The following is a 21,187-nucleotide window of genomic DNA, read 5'->3' on the forward strand; positions in this document are numbered from 1 at the left end:
AGCAATTCTCCCGAATGACCCTTGCCCACCCGTGCCAGGCTGCGTTGATTGAAAGCGCCTCGCCGCCAACGGTTGTGACGGATTTCGGAGCTGCTGGGCTTCTGCGACCACGTCGAAGACTAGGTGTACTGACCACGGACGTTAGGTACGGCGTGGGTTGCTATCTCGATCAGCGGTAGGCAGCCGCCGTGTCGACCTTGAGCCACCCTTCTGAGCGGGCGACGCTGAGCAGCGAAGGCGCAGTCGTCTGACTACCCGTGCTTGAACTCTCCCCTGTCCTGGTCTGTGGTGCCAGCACGCGGAGGCGATTGAGTGCGGCCAATTCGGCGTCGGTGGTGTCGCCGGTGACCGGGCGCTTCGTCAGCCAGCCGAAGTGCGCAATCTGCTCCGCGGCGCGCATGGTCGTCCGCCGCCGCGAGTTCGGGAGCTGTGCAAGAACGTCCGTGAGCTCGGGCAGAAGCTCGGATACGACCGATCCGGACGCGACGCACCACAGCGCCAAAGCCCACTCCGCTCGGCCGAGGTCATCGTCGAGGGTGTCCAGCTGCTCGCGCCACCAGCTGGCATTGCCGCTATTGGCTCGTGTCTGAGCAAGGAGTTCGGACGGGTGACCAGTGGACCCGAATGCTGTTGCGCCCGCGCGCTTGCTGTACGCGAGCCCAAACGGCGAGCCTGCGCCGATGATCGCGATCTCCGAGGCAATCCAGCAGCGTCCGACCTGCTCATGGACTGCCGCTGCGGTGTCCGCCCACGGGAACGTACTGCTCTTGTAGCCGGACTTGAACGCGCGCTTCTTGGCGACCTTTTCCCACGGCGAACGGGCGCTCCTGAGCTGGTTTATCGCATCAGAACGCCGACGCTTCGCTCGATCGTCGCCGGAGATGAACCCTGTTGTCGAACTGGTCAGGAACTCCCCGGGCGCGAGACCCGCAGCGACTTGCGCGGGCATGGAGCAGATCGAGGTGACGCGCGGGCACTCGCCGTTCAGCACCGCACTGAGCAGCGCCGCTTCGAACGAACTCCCTGGTTCTGGGCAGAGCCCCGTGCTGAGGACGAGTTCAGCGGCGCCATCGGACAGGTCAATGTTCTCGAAGGCCGCGGTGATCCCGGCACCGGCTTCGCAGAAAGCTCCGATCGCGAGCCACGCGTTCTGCTGCTCCGTGCCGATCGCTCTGGTGAGCTGGTCGTACCACCATGCCGAGAACTCGCTGCGCTGGTTGAGCAGTTCTCGAAGCACTCGCACACGCCGCGGGTTGGCGCTGTCACACGGGTCTTTTGCAATCGTCGTCGTCAGGCGGGTCCAGGTCGGATCGGCACCGCCGTCAGTGGGGTTGGGGAGCTCGGGCAGGGCCACGATGTCGCGTCGGTCGAACGCAGACAACAGGATCGCGGTCCCCACGTCGGAGCAGAGTGCCGTCAGCACCTTGCGCGCCTCGTGCGGCCGACGTTGGAAAACGCCGTCGGCGAGGAGCGCCCACGCGGCGAGGTAAGACGCGGATGCCGATGTCTCTGCCAGTTCCCGCTCGATCCCGGCGGCCAGGACATAGACATCGCTGCCCTTCGCGTTGCCGCCGTAGAACCTGGCGGTGTTCAGCCAGTACGGGCGGCGGAGGAGCTCCCGAAGCACGGTGGTGTTGTCGAAGTGCGGGTTGTCTTCACCGGCGTTGCGGTACAGAAATCGCGCGGCGAAGTACTCACGGAGTGAGAGAACCTCGAACTCGTAGGTTCCATCCACCTGGCTGGTCAGGGCCCACAGCCGGTCGCTGATGCCCACGAAAAGCTCGTCCACGATCGACTCTTGGTTGCCGTAGGTGCGCTGGAAGTGGCGCATCGCCGCCTTCAAGTTGCCGATGCTCATGCGGCCGTCGATCTGCGACTCCTCGGTGTGCGCATGTAGGTACCAGCCGAGGAACGGGATGATCTCGAGGAGTTCCTCCTTGTGATTACGAACGGCTTCGGGGTGCTTGTTCGCCTCGCGCGCGAGGAGGAGGTCGACGTAGGTGTCGTAGAGGTCGGTCCGCTGCGCGGGTGTGGCTGCTCCCTGCCGATGGAGGAGGTCGAGCAGAATCGTCAGCTGCATTGGGTTGCCAGCGAGTTCGTGGATGTATGGCTCGCGACTCTTGTCGTTGAAGCTTCTCCTCAGCGCGCGGCCGTCCTTGCTCCGGATCCCCCGGACGGCGCACCACTTGCGCAAGTAGTCGGCCCGCTGCTCGCCGGTCAGCTGGTTGAGCGCGATGATCTCGAACTTGTCCGCCGCCGGCTCCGGAAGCTCACCCGCACTGGGGCGCGTGGTGACGACCACCTTGAGCGGTTCGGTGTACGTCTTCCCCCGGCCGGCAAATGCGTTGATCTCGTTGACGACCCGACGCCGGATGCTGGCGCTTCCGACCTCATCCAGTCCGTCGAGCACGACGAAACTGGGAACCCGATCGAAAATGCTCTGTACGGTGTCGGCAGTAGCGGTGATGCCACCGCTCTCGTGCGTCATCAGGTCGGCGAGGAAGCACTCGATGGTTGCCTTCTCGCCCTTGCGCGCCTTCTCTTTCCGCGGCTGGCGGTTGTCAGAGTGGTCCCACACGTCGTTGCCGGTAAGCCACAACGCGTAGTCACTCAAGTCCAACCTGATCGGGAACCGCGGTTTCGCCAGCACGGGTAGCGTTTTGGGCCGCTCCGACGCGGGCATGAACGCGCCGCGGTGCACCTGGCAGATGTACTGGCTGAGGGTGGACTTGCCTTGCCCAGGAGCACCCCGCACCAGGGTGAAGGGCGCCGGCGTTTGCAGCAGGTGATGCGCAGCGCCACCAAGGTCGCTCGAGGAAAGCGATCGCACTTGGGTTCTCTCTGTGGAGTGAACCAGCTCCGCGGTGACGTCGACGAAGAGGTCCACCATCCGCTTCCGGTCCACGTCAGCCTGGCTGAACTTGACCCGCTGGTCGTCATCCCATTGCGACGCGGCGACCTGTCGGATCAGCTTGCGGTCTGCCTGGTTCTTGGTCGCTCCGACTTGCTCGGCCACCAGGAATCGGATGAGATCCCAGCCGGCGAGCATGTCGGCGTAGGCCCACTTGATCGAGTCCTCGGAGTTGTCGAGCCACGAGTTCAGCGCCTCGCGCCACAAGCACGTCATCTCCTCGAAGCCGAGTTCCTTGGCGTACGCGTGGAGCTTCTTGTTCAGCTGGGCGAAGGTGCCAGTTCTGGGCTTGGCTGTGCTCGGCACGTTCGTCACCAGGACGTAGTGGCGTACACCTTCCTTCGCCAGCCGCCGGAGGTTGTCCAGCTCCTTCTTCACGACGGCGTCCAGCCAACTGACGGGGTTCTTTTCCCAGCCGGCCACAGACCATTTGACTTGGTAGATCAACAATGTCGATGGATCGATCTTGCGCTGGCCATCAATGCCGCCGTCTGCCTGGCGCAGCGCCATGGGGGTGAAGTTGGGGAACTGGGCGGCAAGTAGGGCGTTAACGAGCTGCTGGAAGTCGTGGTCGCCCAGGCGCTCGTAAAGGTAACGGTGTCGACTCTCGGGCACGGGCCTGACTCCTCTGCTCCAACCCGATCGCACCAGGTACTGCCGTCGGGAACTTCGAGTGCTGAGTGTCTATTCAACCCGGAGATGCCGACGCGATTGGCGTTAGCGCGCGTTAATGTCGCACAGGCGGATCGGTGACGCTGCCGGCCGTCAGGAAGCCGATAGCCGCCGACTATGTCAGGCCCGACGAGTAGTCTCGGACGCGAGGGAGATCTTGAGTGTCGGCTTCGGTCGAATCGTCGGCAGTTTCTTTCGGAGAAAGCAGTCAAGAACCTCGGCGCATCAGCGCACGACTCCGTCGATGGCTTGGCGAGGAGGGCCAACTACAGGCCACGTATTCGCGCTTCCGCTCAACGTCAGCCCCGTCGATTATCCTGGTAGAACCTAAGCGAAGGTGGTGTTCCGGGTGACCGAGCTGCAGAAGGCCAAGCGCCGTATCAAAGCCGTGCGCGCTATCCGCCGCAGCACTGAACTAGAGGGTTTCCGCAGCACCAACGCAACGCGCGCCGACCAGGTGGCCTATGCCCGCGGAACCATCACCGCCGCCGAGCTGCGCGACCGCGTCCGGCGCCGATACAACCTGCAGTAACTGGGCCTGGAAGTGCCGCACCCCTGGGAGACCGAAGATCTTGAACGGAACTGGCAGGGCTACTTCATCCCCGGCACGAGCATTTTGCGGAACCGGGTGGGCGCCCGAACGGCGGAAGCGCTTCGCGACGCTGAGAACGATCTTGTTGAGGCACGTGTCATCGAGCTTCGTGAGGCCCCCGAACTTGCGGGTGAGCGCACTTACGATCTCACGCATTTGCGAGCGATCCACCGCCACCTTTTTCAGGACGTGTATGTGTGGGCCGGTGATGTGCGGACCGTCGGCATCGAAAAAGGTGGCGAATCCTTTTGTCCGCCAGGCAGCATCAGCCAGCCGATGACCCATATCGCCGCCGAGATCCCCACCGGCTAAACCAACTCAAAGCTGAGGCTGACCTCGCACCCACCGTCGCCTACCTGTACGACTACGTGAACTTCGCCCATCCCTTCCGCGAGGGAAATGGCCGCTGCACCCGTGAGTTCTTCGATCTGCTCTTGTCCGAAAGGGGCGCCGGACTCGACTGGCAGAAGACAGACCTCACCGAGTTGCACAGTGCATGCCACATAGCGCGCGCCGAATCCGACCTCGGAGGGCTAACGGCGATGTTCGCGGCAATCCTCGACGATGACCTTCTCGATGCTCACTCGCTCCTCGAAACTCGCCCCCTTCCGAGATGGGAACGTCGCACAGCGGACATGCTCCTGCGCCATCAGGGTAAGCGCAGACACCGACAAGACTGCGGAGACGACACGGGGCATGCGAATCATTCGCCGGTCCCACCGCCGTCGGTTCCAAGACCAGCCACGCCCACGCCCTATCGCGCGTGTGTTGTCACACCCAAGCGAGTTAACGCCGATACGTACACGACGCCGGTCACCCTTGGACAACCACTCCCCCTGCAGGGATCTGGACTCGAGTGTCGTTACGGACTGTCGATCGCCCGATCATCCACGCCGGCGCCACGCCACGTGCGGCTCATAACGCTCATCCTCGGTAACGGTGCTATCACGGTCGCTTTTCGGAAGGGCCTCGAAGAAGTCGACGTTGGCCGCGTACTGATCCTTATAGAAGTTGCGAAACACGAACCGCACGAAGTCTTCTGCGGCCATGGGTGCCTCGCACGCGATGCGGCACGTCGAGACGTTGAGGGTCAGGTGTGACGTCGGGTGGCCAACTGCTGCCGAGCCGGGATCGAAGTCGAGGCGGATCGCACTCTGCATGGTGATGTCGTCCTGCGGTTCGGCGGCGTGCAGGTCGAGAACGTCACCGATCGCTTCGGTGAGCAGGAAGTCCTGGTCGACGCGATAGGGACACGGCACATAGGCGAGGCGATGCCCTGCGATCTCGCCGTGAGCCACGTCGTAGGTCAGTTGCAGCAGTGCAGCATCGGGCAAAAGCGCGGAGTACTCGCCGGCCTGCGCCCACCGCCGGTAGGTACGGATAGTCGGGTAATCCACGAAGTCCACGAACTTCCCCGCCGGCGCCGGCGACCGCCACGTCACCCTCGCACCGTCGACGACGATCACCGCGTTGGGTAGCAGAATCAAGTTCCTGGCGAGGAGTCCGTTGAGGAGGTCCTTGATACCGCGACTGAGGGCATTAGCGGTTGTCATCGAATCCGGGAAGCTGGTTGAGGTAGTTCGACAGTTGTCGAAGCAACTTGGGCGGCAGTTGATCCGGCGACACCTCGCCTCGTTCGAAGGCTTCCGCCAACTGCTCCAGCGCGACGATCTGCGAAGCGGGCGCGTTGCGGTTCAGGTCTGCGTTCACTCGGCGCATCTCAGCGAGCTGCTCGGCAGTGGGAATGGTGAATTTAAGTCTGAAGTCCGCGGCCCGCACCGCTTCCACTTCGTCCGCGATGCCGGCCATCGTGGTCCCGAAACCACACACCCGAACCCAGGCCTTGCTGCGGGTGATGGCGGTGAAGATCGTGTTGCGTCGGCTGACCTCGTTGAAGGCTGCACCGGCGTACTGAGCATCGAGCACGTACACCATCGGGGCCTCGTTCCCCTTGGCGCGGTAGATGTGGGCCACGGCGACCGAACCGCGGACGAAGACGATGTCCTGGCTGCTGTTGACGCCGACCAGATGGCTCGGGATCCCGTGATCCTCGAGGATGCTCGCGAGCCTGGCGTAGCGCCGCTTCGACGTGTACGCGCTCGGGATGACGATGAGGATGTCATCGTGCTCGAGTTCGGCAGGCCCAACGTCGTTGAGGATCTGCTGCGCAACCCACCGATCCTGAGACGGCTCGTCGGCGAAATCGCTTCGGAACATCACCGCGTCCTCGCTGCGCAGCAGTTCCACGAAGTAGGCGGGAGAACTCAGACCGGAGCGGGAGAGTTCGACGTAGGAACCCAACTGAAGGCTGCCGGCGTCTCGCTGATACCCAATCTCCTCCCACAGCTGCGGATCTTCGAAGTGTTGAACAAGACCGTCGGGCCGGTAGATCCCGAAGCCGATCGAATGTGCGGTCGCCAGTGCCCAGGGGGTGTTGCGATAGCAGATCGGCAGCACGACATCGCGGCGAGGTTCGCCCTCTCGGTTGGTGATGTTGACCACCGGATCACCGGTTGCCGTGGTACCGAACAGCTCACCGAGGCTGGCCATCTCGCGCTCGTCGAGTTTCTGAAGTTCGTCGTAGGCCCACACGACGCGCTTGGGATCCTTCGTGAACAGGTAGAGCAGACGAAAGAAGCTCGGCGGCAGGTCCTGGGCCTCGTCGATGAGGATCGCGTCGAATAAGGGCTCGATGTCACTTGTCTCGGCGACCGCGAGCAGTTCCTGGCACACCCCTTCGAAAGCCCGGTCGCGACCGTACTTCCGTTCGGCCATGCCGAAATTGACGGGCTGCACGCCCAGAGCGTCAGCCAAGCGCGTATAGAGACCTTCACGGGAACGCGTACCCCACGCATGGAGGATCGCCAGCCGCTCGGGATCGGGCAGATCGTCCATATGGGCGAAGGAGAACCGCTTGATGAGGTCTTCGAACTGCTGATACAACGACTGCGACCAGAAAGTCACCGCGATCTTCCACGACTCGTTCTGCGCGTGCAGCAGAGCGGCCTTGAGTGCCAGAACGATGGTCTTGCCAGAGCCTGCCAGGCCTCGGATGCGTTGGGGCCCAGCGGGAGTCTCGATCGCCGCCTTCTTCTGCCAGAAGTCCAGGTTCGCAATGCCCCGCTCGATGACCTTCATCGCGGCACCGCGACTGTCGGCGCTCTTGACCTCCGCTCGGCGTTTCGCGGGCCTGATGGTGCTGACCCGCTGCAGGGCCGCCTGCAGACTGCGATATAGGTCCGCGTCGAGCCCCTGCTGCTCGCCGATGAACGCGGGAAGCTCCTCGAAGCTGCGGAAGGCCGCTTCAGTCGGAACCGGCGGGTTGCCCACGGGTGCCGCGAAGACGGTGACCGTGACAATGCCGATGGCGAACTTGCGGCCCCGTCTTAGGGTGTCGTAGCGCGACAGATGGCTTTCGAGGGCGTTGAAGATCCGGTCCTGCTCGGCGCCGAGGCGCATCCAGTCGTCATCGGTGGTCGGTATGCTATCGGCGAATCTGTACGCGATGAGCCCCCGCTCCTCGGACACCAGGAGAGCGTCGATCTCGACTCGATCATCGGCTGTCGCCAGCACGGGGTATCCGAGGTAGATCGTGCCTTCATCGAGTTCCCGGTCGAGAAGGTCGGCGAGTTCGTGTGCCGCTTCGATGTTGCCGGATGGCCCGTGTACGACCTCAAGCGCCATCTGACCTCCCAAATCACACGCCAATCCGCCGCCGCCAAGACCGTGACCGACGGAGCCCGCCGCGATGCATGTTACTGACACCCATAACGGGTGTTCTTCGCCGACAGGTGCAGGGGTGCACCAATGACGTCAGGGAGCTTCCTCGGATCACAGTGCTGGCTCGTTTTGAGCGGCTGTAGCCTTGCCGCCGCGGCGCACAGTACATGGATAACCGCTATTATGCATGAGTTATGTCACCCGCTGACGCACGCTCGCCAAGTGCGCCACCCCGCACCGACGCCGAGCGGCCCGAATGGTTTCGCGCGTTTCTGGCCGACCGAAGCACCCGCAAACCCTCCCCGCACACCGTGGACGCGTATCGGTGTGACTTTGACGCGATCGCCGTCGTGCTGGCCGGCTGCCCCCAACAGCTGGCTGCGCTGGACTGCGTCGCGATCACCAAGGACACGATGCGCCAGGCCTTCGCGGTGTTCGCCGCCTCCCGCGAACCAGCATCCATCCGGCGCTGCTGGTCGACGTGGAACACGTTGTGCAGCTATCTGTTTACCGCTGAGCTGCTCGAGGCCAACCCGATGCAATTCGTGGGCAGACCGAAGGTCGCCAAGAGCCTTCCGAAGGCACTTCCCGCCGCGGCCGCTAAGGCCCTCGTCGACGCCGTCACAGACCACAGCGATGCGAAACTGCGCAACCAATGGCCCGAACGCGACCGCGCCATTATTCTGACCATCTTGCTCGCTGGCCTGCGCGCCGGCGAATTGCGCGCCGCCAACGTCGGGGATGTCCGCCTCACCGAGGCCGGTGGGGTGATCCACGTGCGCGGCAAGGGCAATAAGGACCGCGCCATCCCGATCGAGGCGGCCCTGATTGACGTTCTGAGTGACTACCTGGCCAGTCGCGGCACTCGCTTCCCCGCGGCCAGCCGGCGCCGGCAGGGCAGCGACGTTCCGGTGCTGCGCCGCTGGCCCACCACAGCGCCGCTGTTCGTCGGTGTCGACGGGCAGCGCATCACCCGCGGGGCATTGCAATACCGAATCCTGCGTGCGTTCAAACTGGCCGGGCCGGACGCTCACCGCAATCCGGGGGCCCTGGTGCACGCGCTGCGACACACCTACGCCACCGAGCTAGCGAACACCAACATCAGCGTCTACACCCTCATGAAACTCCTTGGCCACGAATCCATGGCGACCTCCCAGCGGTACGTCAACGCTGCCGGGGCCGAAACCCGTTCCGCCGCGGCGCAAAACCCGCTCTACCGCCTCACCAAAGACCGCCACTAGTGCCGCTCTGACGGCTGCGGTAGCCAAGTGATCAACCTCGCGGTTCGCGCCTGGCTACAGTAATCAGACATGCGGGTCGGAGATCGTGATGGCCACGGCGCCTACGGCCAGCTCAGCACCGACGACAACGGCCATCTCGTCTGCCACGAATGTGGCCGCGCGTTTCTGCATCTGGCGACTCACGCGATGCGCACCCATGGCCTGTCCGGTGCCCAGTATCGCGAACGCCACGGTTTGGAGCTGACCGCGGTTCTGGTTGCCGGCGAGATCCGTCAGAAGATGTCGCAGGCGTGGGAGCTGCACCGCGACAAGCACGTCGCGAACCTGGACCGGTCACGCAATCCGGATCGCGCGCGCGCACAGATGCGGCCGAGGTCGCAGTGGCCGGCCGCGACTCGGGTCCGTCGGAGCGCGGCGTTGTCGGCGAAGCGAGGGCGGCTGCTGACCGATGATGAGATGCGACAGCTAGGTGATGATCTGCCGCTGCAACAGTGGTGCGACCAGGTGCGCGCCCTGCTGGCCGCCGACCCGACGATCACCGCCATGTCAATCAGCCGCAGCTTCGAGCGCTCAGAGTCTTGGATCTATCAGCGGCTGTACAGATACCCCGGACACGGCGAATGAGCCGCCACGGTCGATCGCTTGGCTGCCATCCAGCCTTAGCGGGCGGGACCGGCAGACCGCTGGAGATTCAGTTGTTCGAATGGGCATCGCAGACTGCGATGGACGGCTACATGAGCGATCCGCGTCGGACGACGCTGGCGGGCGATCGTGATCGCGCGATCGCCCGGACCGAAATCGTCCCGGTGCAATTCACCTGACGTTCGCCGGCCCAGGAGTCGCCGTGGGTTACATGTGCACCACGCAAGTGGGCTGGCGCTATGGACTTCTACATGACGAACACGATCTGAACTGCCTATACAAAACATTCCATCGATCGGGTTACAGATAAGCGGTCCCACGTGACGATCGCGATACGCAGTTGCTCGCGGGTGCCCCGGCGGCGGCGGTCCAGGACATTTTTCGGGAGCAGGCTGAAGAAGCTCTCGATGGCCGCGTTGTCACCGGCTGCCGCGACGCGGCCCATGGAGCCAACCATCTCGTAGCGGCCCAGGGCGAGGACAAATTTCTGGCTACGAAATTGGGCCCACGGTCGCTGTGAACCACACAGCCGGCGGCTTGACCACGGCGGGCCACGGCACTGGCCAACGCTGTGGTGGCCGCTGTAACTTCATCCGGGAATCAATGGAGTATCCGACGATCCGGTTCGAGAACGCGTCCTTGATCGCGCACAGATAGAGCTTGCCTTCACCAGTGCGGTGTTCGGTGACGAAGTGTCGTCAACAGATTTTAGGCAACGTTCTAATACGTTGCTGCACAGATCGATTCGAAGCCAGTGGAGCCTAGCGGCAATTCTTCGTGACGACCGACTCACTTTCGCATGCCCAACAATTCCGACCAGGCAGCGATCAGAACCGCCGGCAAGTCAAAGCCCTACTTCGGCGGGCTGGCCGTGGTTGATACTCGGAGTTAATGGCTCGCCGGCGACGAGCCCAATCGGCACCCCAGAGCTGGCCGCCTCCTAGTGCTAAAACTGATCTGGGCCGATCGCCGGGGAGGGCGGACGGGTCATTTCAGCGTTTAAAGAGTTGCAGGAGGCCGGGCACCTAGGTGAAAGATGTCTGGCCATCGTCGAAGAGCTTTTACGGGAGGAACTGCGCCGGTTCCTCCCATTGGCGCACTTGGAGTTCGAGGAGCCGGAGCCCAAGAAACCCCGGGTGCGCCCGGGACTAACGGAACACCGAGTCGCTGTTTCGGGCCCCAAAAGCACTCGCCGCGGATGCGGGAGGTGAACGATTCGACGTAGCCGGCGTTCAAATATTCGCTGTCCCCGAACCTTTTGGTCTCCGCCAGTCGCATGCCGCGTCCGCGGCGTGGTCATTGTGTCGTTGCGAGCGCAGTAGGCCACGCTGGCGGGTCTAGGCGCTCACCGTGACCGCCGTCGCACGGGCCGTGCGGACCCCCGCGCAGCCACAGTGCTGCGCGAGCGGTTCGGGGTCTCCCAGCGTCGCGCCTGCACGGTCGTGGGCATCCACCGGTCCACGATGCGACTGTAGCCGCCGCCGATCACCACCGAGGAGGCCCGAGTTGCGGGCCTGGCTGCGCCGGTTCTCCACCGACCGGCCCCGCTGGGGATGGCGACGGGCCGCGAAGTTGGCCCGCCGCGCGGGTTGGGCGGTCAACAACAAGCGCATCCGCCGGCTGTGGCGTGAGGAGGGCCTGCGAGTCCCGCAGCGCCGCAGGAAGAAGCGGTTGACCGGCATCGGTCTCGCCGTCGGCACGATGTCACCGATTCGACCGAACGTAATCTGGGCGATGGACTTCCAATTCGACACCACCGCTGATGGCCGCACCCTCAAGATGCTCAACGTGATCGACGAGTTCACCCGCGAGGCAATCGCGATCGAGGTTGATCGCGCGATTGACGCCGACGGCGTGGTCAATGTCTTGGATCGCCTGGCCCTGCAGCGAGGAGCGCCGCATTATGTGCGCTTCGATAACGGCCCGGAGTTCGTGGCACACGCCGTCAGTGATTGGTGCCGATTCAACAGTGCCGGTTCGCTTTTCATCGACCCCGGCTCGCCGTGGCAGAACGCCTGGATCGAATCATTTAACGGCCGGCTACGCGATGAACTGCTCAACTCCTGGCGCTTCGACTCGCTGCTGGAAGCCCAGGTCATCATCGAAGACTGGCGCGCCGCGACTACAACGCCAACAGGCCCCATTCCGCCCACGGCGCGCTCACCCTATCCGAGTTCGCTCTACAGTGGACCACGACCCACCAACCCCGAGTCGCATAGCGACTGGACCACCAAACGGGTCCCCCTCACGCCCACCGCGGCCCCCGCCTCTCCCCTGGCGACTGGCCCGTAGCTACCGTCAGGCAGGAATACGGCGGGAACAAGTATGGCGGGTTACCAGTAAACCTCGCCGTATTCTCTACCATGTAGCACCGCAACGTATTTCGACACTAACTTCTGTGCCGATAACCTGCGCAGTCTGTATTGCGCTCGTATGGAGCGCTTTTGGCCGCAATCGATTGGAGCGAGTACAAAGCGATTGATTCATCAGATGAATCAGCCTGAGCGCTCTGGCGCCAAATGACGGTGCTCGCTTTGCTCAGCATTCAATTGCGCTACTCCCCCGCCGGGGGACCGGGTCTGTGGAGTGCGCAAGGGCAGCTGGCGGGCGCCAGTGGTCCTTCGGGTAATCCACGAATTCTTAACTGGCCGGGCGGCCATCCCGCACGGCGGAATCGGCTCACGCACGTGATCGGTCGCCCATTGTTCGAGGTCGGTCAAGGCGTGAACGGGGCGGCGCCTTGCGTTGACGAACCCGCGGTAGCTCGTCGACGGCCGAACCGGGTCCTGGCCGCGCGGAGGCATCGCTATTCGCATCCGGTCGCGAGCGCGCCGCCGTCGAGGCCGGTCATGATGGAGACGCGCGTCTCGTCGCCGTAGGCACCCTTATAGACGGCGATCGAGAGCCCGTTGTCCTGCGACCCCCACAGCCACCGCGTTTCGTTTGGCTTGGTGATCGTCTTGCACCAAGCCATACCTTCGTAGGATCGTGAGATTGGCAGCTGAGGCTCCAGATACGACTGCACGCCCGACTCTGACTGAGACAACCTCCACATTTCCCAGCCGTGTCCGCTGTCACCGGCAAGGAGTTCTGCGCCTGCTGGCAGTGTCAGTTGCTTGACGACTTGCGAGCGCGGACCTTGGGGCGCTGTGGCCGCTGGCGCCTCATTGCCCGACGAGTTAAGAGACGGGGACGTTTGCGCACTACAGCTTGCTAGCAGAAATGTGGCTGTAAGAGCAGTGGCGGATACCGAGCGTCTCACGAGAAACACGGTAGCCGTACAAAGAAGGCTTTTCGATCGCTCTTCCGGCAACACACCTGGTGATGCACTGACCCGGGCGCAGCCCCTAGAAGCTGGCGGAGGTCCTGGCCGACAACGACGTCGCAGGCGTTCGATGGTGCTGCTATCTAGATGAACCGGTAGCTACTTCGACGCCGTAGTCGCCGAGGCGTCGGCGATCGGGTTGGCCAGCCAGCGATAGTAGGGCTGGCGGGCGAGCTTGAGGACCCGGTACCTGCAACTGTTGGTTGATCGGACCATTGCCATATCCAGTCGAGGTGCACTTTTCAGGACCCGCGGCTTCGACGGACCCGAGTTGCCCCCGGGAATTCGCTTGTACACACCACTCATCGTCGCCTGCCCGACATCACCGCCGCCACCGTTTCTTGAGTATGACGGTGGTCCAGTAGCGGAGAAGTACGACGGTGTGCCGTCGCTACGTTCGAATGCTCTCAGGCCATATTGCTTCTGATCATTTCTGATCCCTACCGTGCAGCGAGGCTCGCAGCCAGTCGCTGCCAAAGGGATTGATCCAGTCATAAGGTGTTGTCGTTCAACATAATTCGCGCACCACGGCTATCTTGGCACTCAATTGCGGCGCGCCTTGAGCGTGTGATTGATTGCGAACGCAGCCCAGATCAGAGTCCACATTCCGCCCCAGAGCAGCCAACCAAATCCGAACAACGACAGGACACCTGACGCGGCATTCGAGGCGTCGATGTCCGATTGAGTTGCGTTGGGGTCAGTAGGGACGCTCGCGGCAGAGCCAAACCAGAAGAAGCAAGGGATGGCGGTGCCGAGGAATGCGAAGACTGCGAGCAGGACAAACCCGTAGTGAATGGTGACACGACCCGGTTCCGCTGGCGGCGTAGCGGCAAAATGCGCGGGGGGTGGCTGAAAGCGGTTGGTCCATTCAGTGCCGTCAAACCAACGAGTGTTCGGGCTGCCGTCAGGGTCGGGATACCAACCGGCCGGCGTCGGAGGCGGTGCAGCACTCATAACGACGCCAATCCGACGCGGCACGACGCGAAAAATCTCACCATGATCCCCCCGAAATCATTTCCACCCCTCAACGAGAAGGTAGTTGCGAGGCCTGTCAAGGGACAACCCCAGCCATTCACACCACGAATAAGTTAACGCACCACCGCCCATGAACCCAGCGTGTTCGCGCTGATTGAGTCCAACCAGTTCTGGAATCCCGTGGCCCGGGGGCGAGACAGAAGGGCCGCTGAAACGCATGGCTGAAGCCGGAAACGGCACTCCGCGAAGGGCATCGGAGGAACAAATTATGACTGGCGAGTTCGCCAAGCAGTCGTCGGGGCTAGGCGAAGGGCGCGAAGCGATACCCGCAGCGCTTGCATTTCCTTTCGTCGACCGGCATGGGTTGCGAGCAACCCGCGCACGCTTTGGTCTGTGCCTGATCCGAGGCGGCGCCCGCGACCACCTCCGAGCGATTCCGCCTAGTCAGGCGCAGCAGTACCGAGCCAATGAGGGCCGTGACCACCCCGATTCCCGCCACATGCAGAGCCATGCCGAGACGGGCCTGCGTGACACCCGGCTCGCCGCTATTCACTGGTCCGCCGGTACCTGGTGGAACCAACAGGTGGTCCCCCGCGGCGGAAGTTGCGACTCCAACCGAAACCAGGAGACATAGGACAAGCGAAATGCGCCAGGACTGATCTTGGCGTCGGTAGGCCTGGATGCCGCCCACCGCGATGAAAACCGCGCCGAGTAGATACTTCCAGCCACCCTGTTCCATCCACATGTTGTTTACAACCGTCTGGGATGCGTCCAGCGGCTCGAGAAATGGCAGAAACGTTGCGATTGCCAGGGTGGAGGCGCCGATGATGACCAGCGCCAGAGCGAGCAGATTTCCGATCCGCCTGTTCATATCGATCGACATTAGTCCAGGTCGCTATCCCGTACTGCAAAACGTCAAGTGGCTACGACCTTCAGCGTCACCCCGACACAGATGGCGTTGTTCTCTCTGTCGGCGGCCCATTGGTCCTGGTAGATGCGGGTACCGACTTTGTCGACGACGCGGGTGTAGATCCGTGTCCTGTTGCGCCAATACGCCTTGGCTGCAACGGCTTTACCATCTCTTCGCCGGCACACCGGTGTCCCCTAACGCCAGCTACGTTGCGGCGCGAAGCGCACATTGCCGTTCGGCCTAGCCAGTGATGTCTCACTTCGAAGGCCGAGTGGAGGAAGCAGGCCGAGTGGAGGAAGCAGTACGTGAACATTCCCCGAGTGACGGCTTTAGATCCGTTTCCTGCTCGACATTGAGCCTTGCGGCCGGCGGGCAGTGAAACACTCTGTTGACGACGGTCGAAAACTAGGCCACAGACGACGGTGAAAAGTAGGCCACGTGGTCGGTGGTTATTGTGCCGTGTTGTCGGCTCTGGCGGAGGGCAGGGTGTCGATTCCGGTGTCTTTGAGCCGGTAGCTGGAGCCTTTGAGGGTCAGGACGTCGGCGTGGTGGACGATGCGGTCGATCATCGCCGCGGCGACGACTTGATCTCCGAACACGTCGCCCCAGCGGGCGAAGGGCAGGTTCGAGGTCAGAATCAGCGAGGCGTGTTCGTAGCGGCTGGAGACCAGTTGGAAGAACAAGTTCGCGGCGTCCTGTTCGAAGGGGATGTATCCGACCTCGTCGACGACGAGAAGGCCGATGCGGCGCAACTTGGCCAACTCGACGGGCAGTCGCCCCGCGGTGTGGGCGGCCTTGAGGCGAGCGACCCAGTCCACCGCGGTGGCGAACGCGATGCGATGCCCGGTCTGGGCGGCTTTGATGGCCAATCCGATGGCGAGGTGAGTCTTGCCGGTTCCCGGTGTTATCAGCGGGTAGCAACACGCTCGAATCTATGTATGCGACAAGGGGGTTGATACTGAACAAGTCATCGTTGTTGCCGATTTATCGGCGGGTGTTCTTCGACGTGAAGGAACGGCAACGATGGCGTATCCGGTGGCTGTGTCTCCCTCGGGTGGGCAGCGGACCTGGACCGTGCTGGGTGAGGACTATGCAACGGTCGGTCCCGTCGAGGAGTGGATAGAAGCCCACCGGCACCTGTGGTCGCCGAACACGGTGCGCGGGTATGCGACCTCGTTGGCGCAGTGGTGGACCTTCCTGGAGCAGCGCGGGCAGACCGGCGCCTGGTGTGATGTCGGTGTCCCGGCTTTCACGGCGTTCCTGTCCTGGCAACGCAACGGGCGCACTATTGAGCACCGGCTGGCTGAGTCTGACCAGGCACCGAGTGCGGCAACGCTGGAAGTCCGCTTTGCAGCGTTGATTTCGTTCTACCGCTGGCATGACGCGGTGTCCGGTGTGGTGGTGGCGGGACGGCTGCTTGGAGGAACACCGCGGCGTCGTCCGGCCCGGGGCTTGTTGGCGCATCTGGATGCGCGGTCGGCCCCGGCGGCGTCATCGCTGGTGCGGGTGCGCCGCGACCGCCGACGCCGCGATAGACCACCGTTGCTGCTGCCCGAGCAGATCCAGGCGATCCTGGATGGCTGCGCGGTCTTCGATGCCGAGTCCGGGTCGTGGCGAGGAAATCTGCGGGACCGGTTCGTGTTCGCCCTGCTTGCCGAAACCGGCATGCGACTCGGGGAGGCCCTGGGCCTGCGGATCGGCGAGTTCGTGCTTGGCCGCGGCGAGACCGCGTATGTGCAGATCGTGCCGCGGGCCGATAATCCCAACGGGGCGCGGGTGAAGATGATGCGACCGCGACGAATCTATGTCGGTGCTGACCTCGAGCGGCTGTTCGCCGACTATCTCACCGATATCGCCTGCCGGGCAGCCGAATCGGGCATCGCTGTGGCAGATACGTCGCCGCTCCTGGTGAACGTGTCCCGACCACCGTTATTGGCCGCCTTGCGGGAGACGACGGTCCGGGAGAAAGTGGTCACGCTGCGACGGCGCTGTATCGGGCCGCCGGGGTGGACGCCGCATTGGTTCCGCCACACCCATGCCACCGCCTTGTTGCTCGCCGGAACACCGGAATGGGTGGTCTCCCGGCGTCTTGGTCACGCTCATGTGCAGACCACTCTGGATCTCTACGGCAAAGCTCGGGAATTGCATCAGATGGGCGCGTTTGCGCAGGTCGCCAGCTGAGCGGGGTGCGGGAATGGTTCCGCGTCGCGAGTTCGACACGCCGCATCACCTGCATTGCTTGAGTCGCTAACCCGTTTGATGCACGATCCGTGCGTCAAAGGGTCGCATCGATTCTGGGTTGGAGGCAGGTGTGGGACGAGCGGATCTGGCCGGTGCGGCGCATCTGGAGCTGGTCTCCGGGGTGGTACAACTGCGCCCGGAGGACGCCATGGTGGAGGCGATGTTGCGTGGCTGGCGGGCCCAGCAGACCGCGCGCGGGCTGCAGGAAGAGACCGTCACGCCACGCGAGCGGCTGGTGCGCCGGTTCGTCGAATTCACCAACGAGTATCCGTGGCACTGGCTGCCCGGCCACGTCGACGAGTGGACCCAATCGTTGACAGCTGAGGCGCATCTGGCGCCGTCGACGATCCGCGGCTACCAGACCGAACTGCGGTTGTTCACAGAGTATCTCTGCGACGCCCGTTACGGGTGGGTTGCCTTGTGCGAGAAACAGTTCGGGCCGGGGAAACATCCTGTGCCGATCTGCCACGAGTGGAATACGATCGCGCACCTCAACGATTATGAGGGCCGCCCGGAGGCCCGGGCGTTCACGCGTGCGGAGATCCAGCGGTTCCTCGACTACGCCGACGATCAGGTCGAGCGCGCTGTGCGGGTGAAACGCAAAGGGGCCCTTGCTGCCTATCGCGACGCGACAATCTTCAAAGTCATCTACGGCTGGGGTTTGCGGCGCACGGAAACTGCGAAGCTTGACCTGGTTGATTTCGGTCGGAATCCCAGGGCTCCGCAGTTCGGGCGCTACGGGATGCTCAACGTCCGTTACGGCAAGGCCAAGAGGGGCCAGCCACCGCGGCGTCGGAATGTGTTGTCGGTGATGGATTGGGCGGTGGAGGCGGTCGCGGACTACGTCGAGAATGCCCGGCCGAAGTTCGGCTGTGAGGACCACCCGGCCCTGTGGGTGACCGAGCGGGGTGGGCGGATCAAGTCCGTGGAGATCAACGCTCGGTTCGTGGCCTACCGTGACGCGTTGAAGTTGCCGAAAGCGCTTGTGCTGCATTCAATTCGCCACTCGTACGTCACACATCTCACCGAGGATGGTGTCGACCGGCGATTTATTCAATCCCAGGTTGGGCACGAATGCGACAGCTCGACGGCGATCTACACCCACGTCAGCACCGACTACATGAACACGATGCTGCAACGAGCGCTCGCGCCCGCGCTCGATGCGGGCGTCCCGGCAGACAAGGACAGCTGATGTCGGCCAAGCTCGATTATCAATGGCACTTGCGCAAGGTCATGGCTGAGCGCGGAATGTTCGCCACCACCGACCTGATCGTCCCGCTGCACGAGCGTGGCATCGTTTTGTCCTCGAGCCAGGTCTACCGGCTGGTCGTCGATCGTCCCGAACGGCTGAGCCTGAAGGTTCTGATGGCGCTGCTCGATATCCTGGACTGCGCCTTGGATGACCTGATCGAGCCGGTTGCGCCCGCTACGGCCGGAACATCGCGGAAGAAAGCCGCGGGAGCTGAAGTCGGCATCGGGAGTTTGCGGCCCAAGCGGGCACGCGTTCGCGGCGCCGAGCTGCCGTGACCCACATCGATCACGGCCGCGCGGTGACCGATCCGGTCGAGTTCATCACCGAGCTGGTGGTGGCGGTCGATGATCGGCTTGCTCCCGAAGAGATCCGCGCCATCGTCTCCACGATCGCCGGCGGTCGGGCAAAGTCGCGGCGTCTGGCAGCTTTTCTCGCCGACCATCCGGCGGTGTTGCGCGACGGGAGGTCTCCGGCACCCAGGGTGATCGGTGATCTATTGATCGCGCTGCGCTCTGCTGGTGCGTCGGTGTCGGCGCCGGTCTGTGCGGACTGCGACAAGCAGTTGCGGGCTCTGCAGCGGATGGGCCAGGACTGGTATTGCGGGTCGTGCAGCCTGCGCACGGTTGCATGTGCGGCCTGCGGGCAACGCCAACGCGTGGCCACCCGTGATCGCGCCGGAGGGCCGCGATGCGCGCAATGTCCCGATCGCGATGAACGCGATCCGATCTCGGTCATCTACGACGTGATCGCCCAACTGGATCCGGCCGCCGACCGCGACGTGATCGCAACAGCGGTCCGCACGCTGGCATCCCGGCCGGCACACCAACGAAAGATCGGCTGGTCGTTAGAAGCGCAACCCGAATTACTCACCGGAGCTGGCTATCTCGCTCCCGTGCGCGCGATCGTTCCGCTGATCGATGCGCTTCGCGCCGCGGGTATCGGTGGCATCGTGGCACCGGCGTGTCCGCGGTGTCATCGCGTCGTCAAGGTCGACAAACCCCTCGATGGGCAGCGGGTCTGCCGCACCTGCATCGCCCACAGCCGCATCCAGGAATGCGCACGCTGTGGGGCGCACCGCGAACCAGCCACTCGCGACCGCAACGGTCGGCCGTTGTGTTCGAACTGCTTGATCACCGACCCCGACAACCTCGAAATCTGCCTCAACTGCGGTCGACGACGCCCGGTCAGCCTCCGAACGCCGGACGGGCCGATCTGCGGATGCTGCCCGCCCCTGCCGATCACGACTTGCTCGATCTGCGGTGAAGAAAGACCTTGCGGCACATCCCGAATCACCGGGCGGCCGTGGTGCCCAGACTGCCAGCACCACACAGCACGATGCTGTTCTTGCCGACAGACCGCACCCATCATCTCGGGCACCCGCACCCAGCCACGCTGCCAGGACTGCACCACCGGCGAAGTCTGGCACGACTGCCCAACCTGCAACGACCCCTCCTACCCCCATCCCGGCCAATGCGGCCGTTGCCTGATCAACAGCTCACTCAACGAGATCCTCGGCCCGCCGTCGGCATCGCTTCATCCCGGTCTGCAAGCGCTACGGCACAACATCGCCACCGCCGAACACCCCATCACCGCCATACGATGGCTAAAGAAGAAACCCGTCGCTGTGGTCCTGGCCGACCTCGCCGCCGGTCGCCGCGATGTGACACACGACGCGCTCGACGAACTGCCCCAAAGCCAGCCGCTGGCGCACCTGCGCGAGGTCCTCATCGGCGTCGGCGCCCTGCCCGCCCGCGATGAACAAATGATCCGGATCGAACGATTCGTCAGCCAGACACTAGCTGCCCATGCCGACCCCGAACTGCGGAAAGTGTTGCACCACTACACAACTTGGCACCTTGTTCGTCGACTGCGGCAACGCAACAACGGCCGCCCGACCACCATCCAGCAGTTCGCGTGCATCCGTCAGCGCACCTACGGAGCTGTCGCTTTCCTGGACTGGCTCACCGTCAACGGGCTCACCCTCAGCAGTTGCGGGCAAGCCGACCTCGATCGCTGGCTGACCGACCACACCACGACATATCGCGATCCAGCCGGGCACTTCATCCGTTGGGCCCACAACAGCAAGCTGACCAGCGTCCGAGCCCGGACGCACCGATGGACAGGCCCCACCCAATCCCTCGATGAACAGCACCGCTGGAACACCGCGCGACGCCTCCTGCACGACACCAACCTCAAACCCGAAGACCGCCTCGCTGGCCTACTCGTCCTTCTCTACGCCCAGAACCCGGCCAGCATCTGCCGAATGGTCGTCACCAACATCGACACCACCAGCGACCCGGTCAGCCTGCACCTAGGCCGCGCACCCATCCATCTCCCCGAGCCCGTCGCCGAGATCGCCCGATCCGTCGTCGCCAACCGCAAGGGCCACGCCACAATCGGCGCTCTATCGCCTTCGCCCTGGCTTCTTCCCGGCGGCCAACCCGGACGACCGATCAGCACCGGCCAGCTGACCCATCGACTCAACCGACTCGGAATCCGCCCCGGCCCCGCTCGCAGCACCGCCCTGTTCCAACTCGCCACCGAGATCCCCGCCGCGATCTTGGCACGCACCCTGGGCATCCACACCGACGTCGCCGTGGCCTGGCAACGCCTGTCCGCAGGAGACTGGACCACCTACGCCGCCGAGGTCAGCCAGCGCCCGACCAGAGCGTAGGGGCATTCGGACAGTTCCAATACCCGACGTCA

General features: G+C 63.7%; 13 protein-coding genes and 4 pseudogenes. 9 read left to right on the forward strand and 8 right to left on the reverse strand.

Features of this window, described 5'->3' with window-relative positions; all coding sequences use genetic code 11:
* Positions 1–169: 169 nt before the first annotated feature.
* Positions 170–3,526, reverse strand: coding sequence for an NACHT domain-containing protein (locus JX552_RS31115; RefSeq protein WP_205878922.1), 3,357 nt, complete (start codon positions 3,524–3,526; stop codon positions 170–172).
* A 406-nt stretch (positions 3,527–3,932) separates the two neighbouring features.
* Here JX552_RS31115 and JX552_RS31120 point away from each other — a divergent pair, with 406 nt between their 5' ends.
* Both JX552_RS31120 and JX552_RS31125 read left to right on the forward strand, forming a co-directional pair.
* Positions 3,933–4,115, forward strand: a complete 183-nt coding sequence (locus JX552_RS31120; RefSeq protein ID WP_205878789.1) for an antitoxin VbhA family protein — start codon at positions 3,933–3,935, stop codon at positions 4,113–4,115.
* Positions 4,116–4,127: 12 nt separating this feature from the next.
* A pseudogene (locus JX552_RS31125) lies at positions 4,128–4,738 on the forward strand (Fic/DOC family protein); the annotation flags it as partial.
* A gap of 321 nt (positions 4,739–5,059) precedes the next feature.
* Here JX552_RS31125 and JX552_RS31130 read toward each other — a convergent pair.
* Positions 5,060–5,641, reverse strand: a complete 582-nt coding sequence (locus JX552_RS31130) for a DUF2290 domain-containing protein (protein ID WP_241011308.1) — start codon at positions 5,639–5,641, stop codon at positions 5,060–5,062.
* Positions 5,642–5,714: 73 nt separating this feature from the next.
* Positions 5,715–7,859 (reverse strand): DEAD/DEAH box helicase, encoded by a 2,145-nt coding sequence (locus JX552_RS31135; protein WP_205878791.1) that lies wholly within the window; start codon positions 7,857–7,859, stop codon positions 5,715–5,717.
* A 230-nt stretch (positions 7,860–8,089) separates the two neighbouring features.
* Between JX552_RS31135 and JX552_RS31140 the strand changes: the two genes are divergently transcribed.
* Both JX552_RS31140 and JX552_RS31145 read left to right on the forward strand, forming a co-directional pair.
* A complete protein-coding gene (locus JX552_RS31140) occupies positions 8,090–9,136 on the forward strand; it encodes a tyrosine-type recombinase/integrase (protein ID WP_205878792.1) in 1,047 nt (348 codons plus the stop codon).
* A 69-nt stretch (positions 9,137–9,205) separates the two neighbouring features.
* On the forward strand, positions 9,206–9,760 hold the full coding sequence (locus JX552_RS31145; protein WP_205878793.1) for a MucR family transcriptional regulator: 555 nt from the start codon (positions 9,206–9,208) through the stop codon (positions 9,758–9,760).
* A 334-nt stretch (positions 9,761–10,094) separates the two neighbouring features.
* Here the strand turns inward: JX552_RS31145 and JX552_RS31150 are convergent.
* Positions 10,095–10,467, reverse strand: a pseudogene (locus JX552_RS31150) (transposase); the annotation flags it as partial.
* Between the two features lie 693 nt (positions 10,468–11,160).
* Between JX552_RS31150 and JX552_RS31155 the strand changes: the two are divergent.
* Positions 11,161–11,997: pseudogene (locus JX552_RS31155) on the forward strand (IS3 family transposase); the annotation flags it as partial.
* A gap of 587 nt (positions 11,998–12,584) precedes the next feature.
* Here the strand turns inward: JX552_RS31155 and JX552_RS31160 are convergent.
* From JX552_RS31160 to JX552_RS31175, 4 genes and pseudogenes are all read right to left on the reverse strand, one after another.
* Positions 12,585–12,752 (reverse strand): hypothetical protein, encoded by a 168-nt coding sequence (locus tag JX552_RS31160; protein WP_205878794.1) that lies wholly within the window; start codon positions 12,750–12,752, stop codon positions 12,585–12,587.
* A gap of 894 nt (positions 12,753–13,646) precedes the next feature.
* Positions 13,647–14,057: a DUF2510 domain-containing protein gene (locus tag JX552_RS31165; RefSeq protein WP_205878795.1), complete on the reverse strand. Its 411-nt coding sequence runs from the start codon at positions 14,055–14,057 to the stop codon at positions 13,647–13,649.
* Between the two features lie 322 nt (positions 14,058–14,379).
* Positions 14,380–14,949 (reverse strand): hypothetical protein, encoded by a 570-nt coding sequence (locus JX552_RS31170; RefSeq protein ID WP_205878796.1) that lies wholly within the window; start codon positions 14,947–14,949, stop codon positions 14,380–14,382.
* Positions 14,950–15,437: 488 nt separating this feature from the next.
* Positions 15,438–15,890: pseudogene (locus tag JX552_RS31175) on the reverse strand (ATP-binding protein); the annotation flags it as partial.
* A 121-nt stretch (positions 15,891–16,011) separates the two neighbouring features.
* Here JX552_RS31175 and JX552_RS31180 point away from each other — a divergent pair.
* The 4 genes from JX552_RS31180 to JX552_RS31195 all read left to right on the forward strand — a co-directional run bounded on the left by JX552_RS31180 (position 16,012) and on the right by JX552_RS31195 (position 21,155).
* Entirely contained in the window at positions 16,012–17,169 is a 1,158-nt protein-coding gene (locus tag JX552_RS31180) for a tyrosine-type recombinase/integrase (RefSeq protein ID WP_205878797.1), read from the forward strand.
* A gap of 130 nt (positions 17,170–17,299) precedes the next feature.
* Positions 17,300–18,421: a tyrosine-type recombinase/integrase gene (locus JX552_RS31185; protein ID WP_205878798.1), complete on the forward strand. Its 1,122-nt coding sequence runs from the start codon at positions 17,300–17,302 to the stop codon at positions 18,419–18,421.
* Positions 18,421–18,756 carry a helix-turn-helix domain-containing protein gene (locus JX552_RS31190; RefSeq protein WP_205874833.1) on the forward strand — a complete coding sequence of 112 codons (336 nt, stop codon included), beginning with the start codon at positions 18,421–18,423 and terminating at the stop codon, positions 18,754–18,756. Before JX552_RS31185 ends, JX552_RS31190 begins: the two co-directional genes overlap by 1 nt.
* Entirely contained in the window at positions 18,753–21,155 is a 2,403-nt protein-coding gene (locus JX552_RS31195; RefSeq protein WP_241011292.1) for a hypothetical protein, read from the forward strand. Before JX552_RS31190 ends, JX552_RS31195 begins: the two co-directional genes overlap by 4 nt.
* The last annotated feature ends 32 nt before the right edge of the window (positions 21,156–21,187 follow it).

The sequence above is a fragment of the Mycobacterium gordonae genome, assembly GCF_017086405.1.
Lineage (GTDB): Bacteria > Actinomycetota > Actinomycetes > Mycobacteriales > Mycobacteriaceae > Mycobacterium > Mycobacterium gordonae_D.

What these genes read in the sequence shown, in the direction of transcription:
- JX552_RS31135 (WP_205878791.1), bottom strand. Translation starts at nt 7,859, where the DNA reads ATGGCGCTTGAGGTCGTACACGGGCCATCCGGCAACATCGAAGCGGCA.
- JX552_RS31140 (WP_205878792.1), top strand. Translation starts at nt 8,090, where the DNA reads ATGTCACCCGCTGACGCACGCTCGCCAAGTGCGCCACCCCGCACCGAC.
- JX552_RS31145 (WP_205878793.1), top strand. Translation starts at nt 9,206, where the DNA reads ATGCGGGTCGGAGATCGTGATGGCCACGGCGCCTACGGCCAGCTCAGC.
- JX552_RS31160 (WP_205878794.1), bottom strand. Translation starts at nt 12,752, where the DNA reads ATGGCTTGGTGCAAGACGATCACCAAGCCAAACGAAACGCGGTGGCTG.
- JX552_RS31165 (WP_205878795.1), bottom strand. Translation starts at nt 14,057, where the DNA reads ATGAGTGCTGCACCGCCTCCGACGCCGGCCGGTTGGTATCCCGACCCT.
- JX552_RS31170 (WP_205878796.1), bottom strand. Translation starts at nt 14,949, where the DNA reads ATGAACAGGCGGATCGGAAATCTGCTCGCTCTGGCGCTGGTCATCATC.
- JX552_RS31180 (WP_205878797.1), top strand. Translation starts at nt 16,012, where the DNA reads ATGGCGTATCCGGTGGCTGTGTCTCCCTCGGGTGGGCAGCGGACCTGG.
- JX552_RS31190 (WP_205874833.1), top strand. Translation starts at nt 18,421, where the DNA reads ATGTCGGCCAAGCTCGATTATCAATGGCACTTGCGCAAGGTCATGGCT.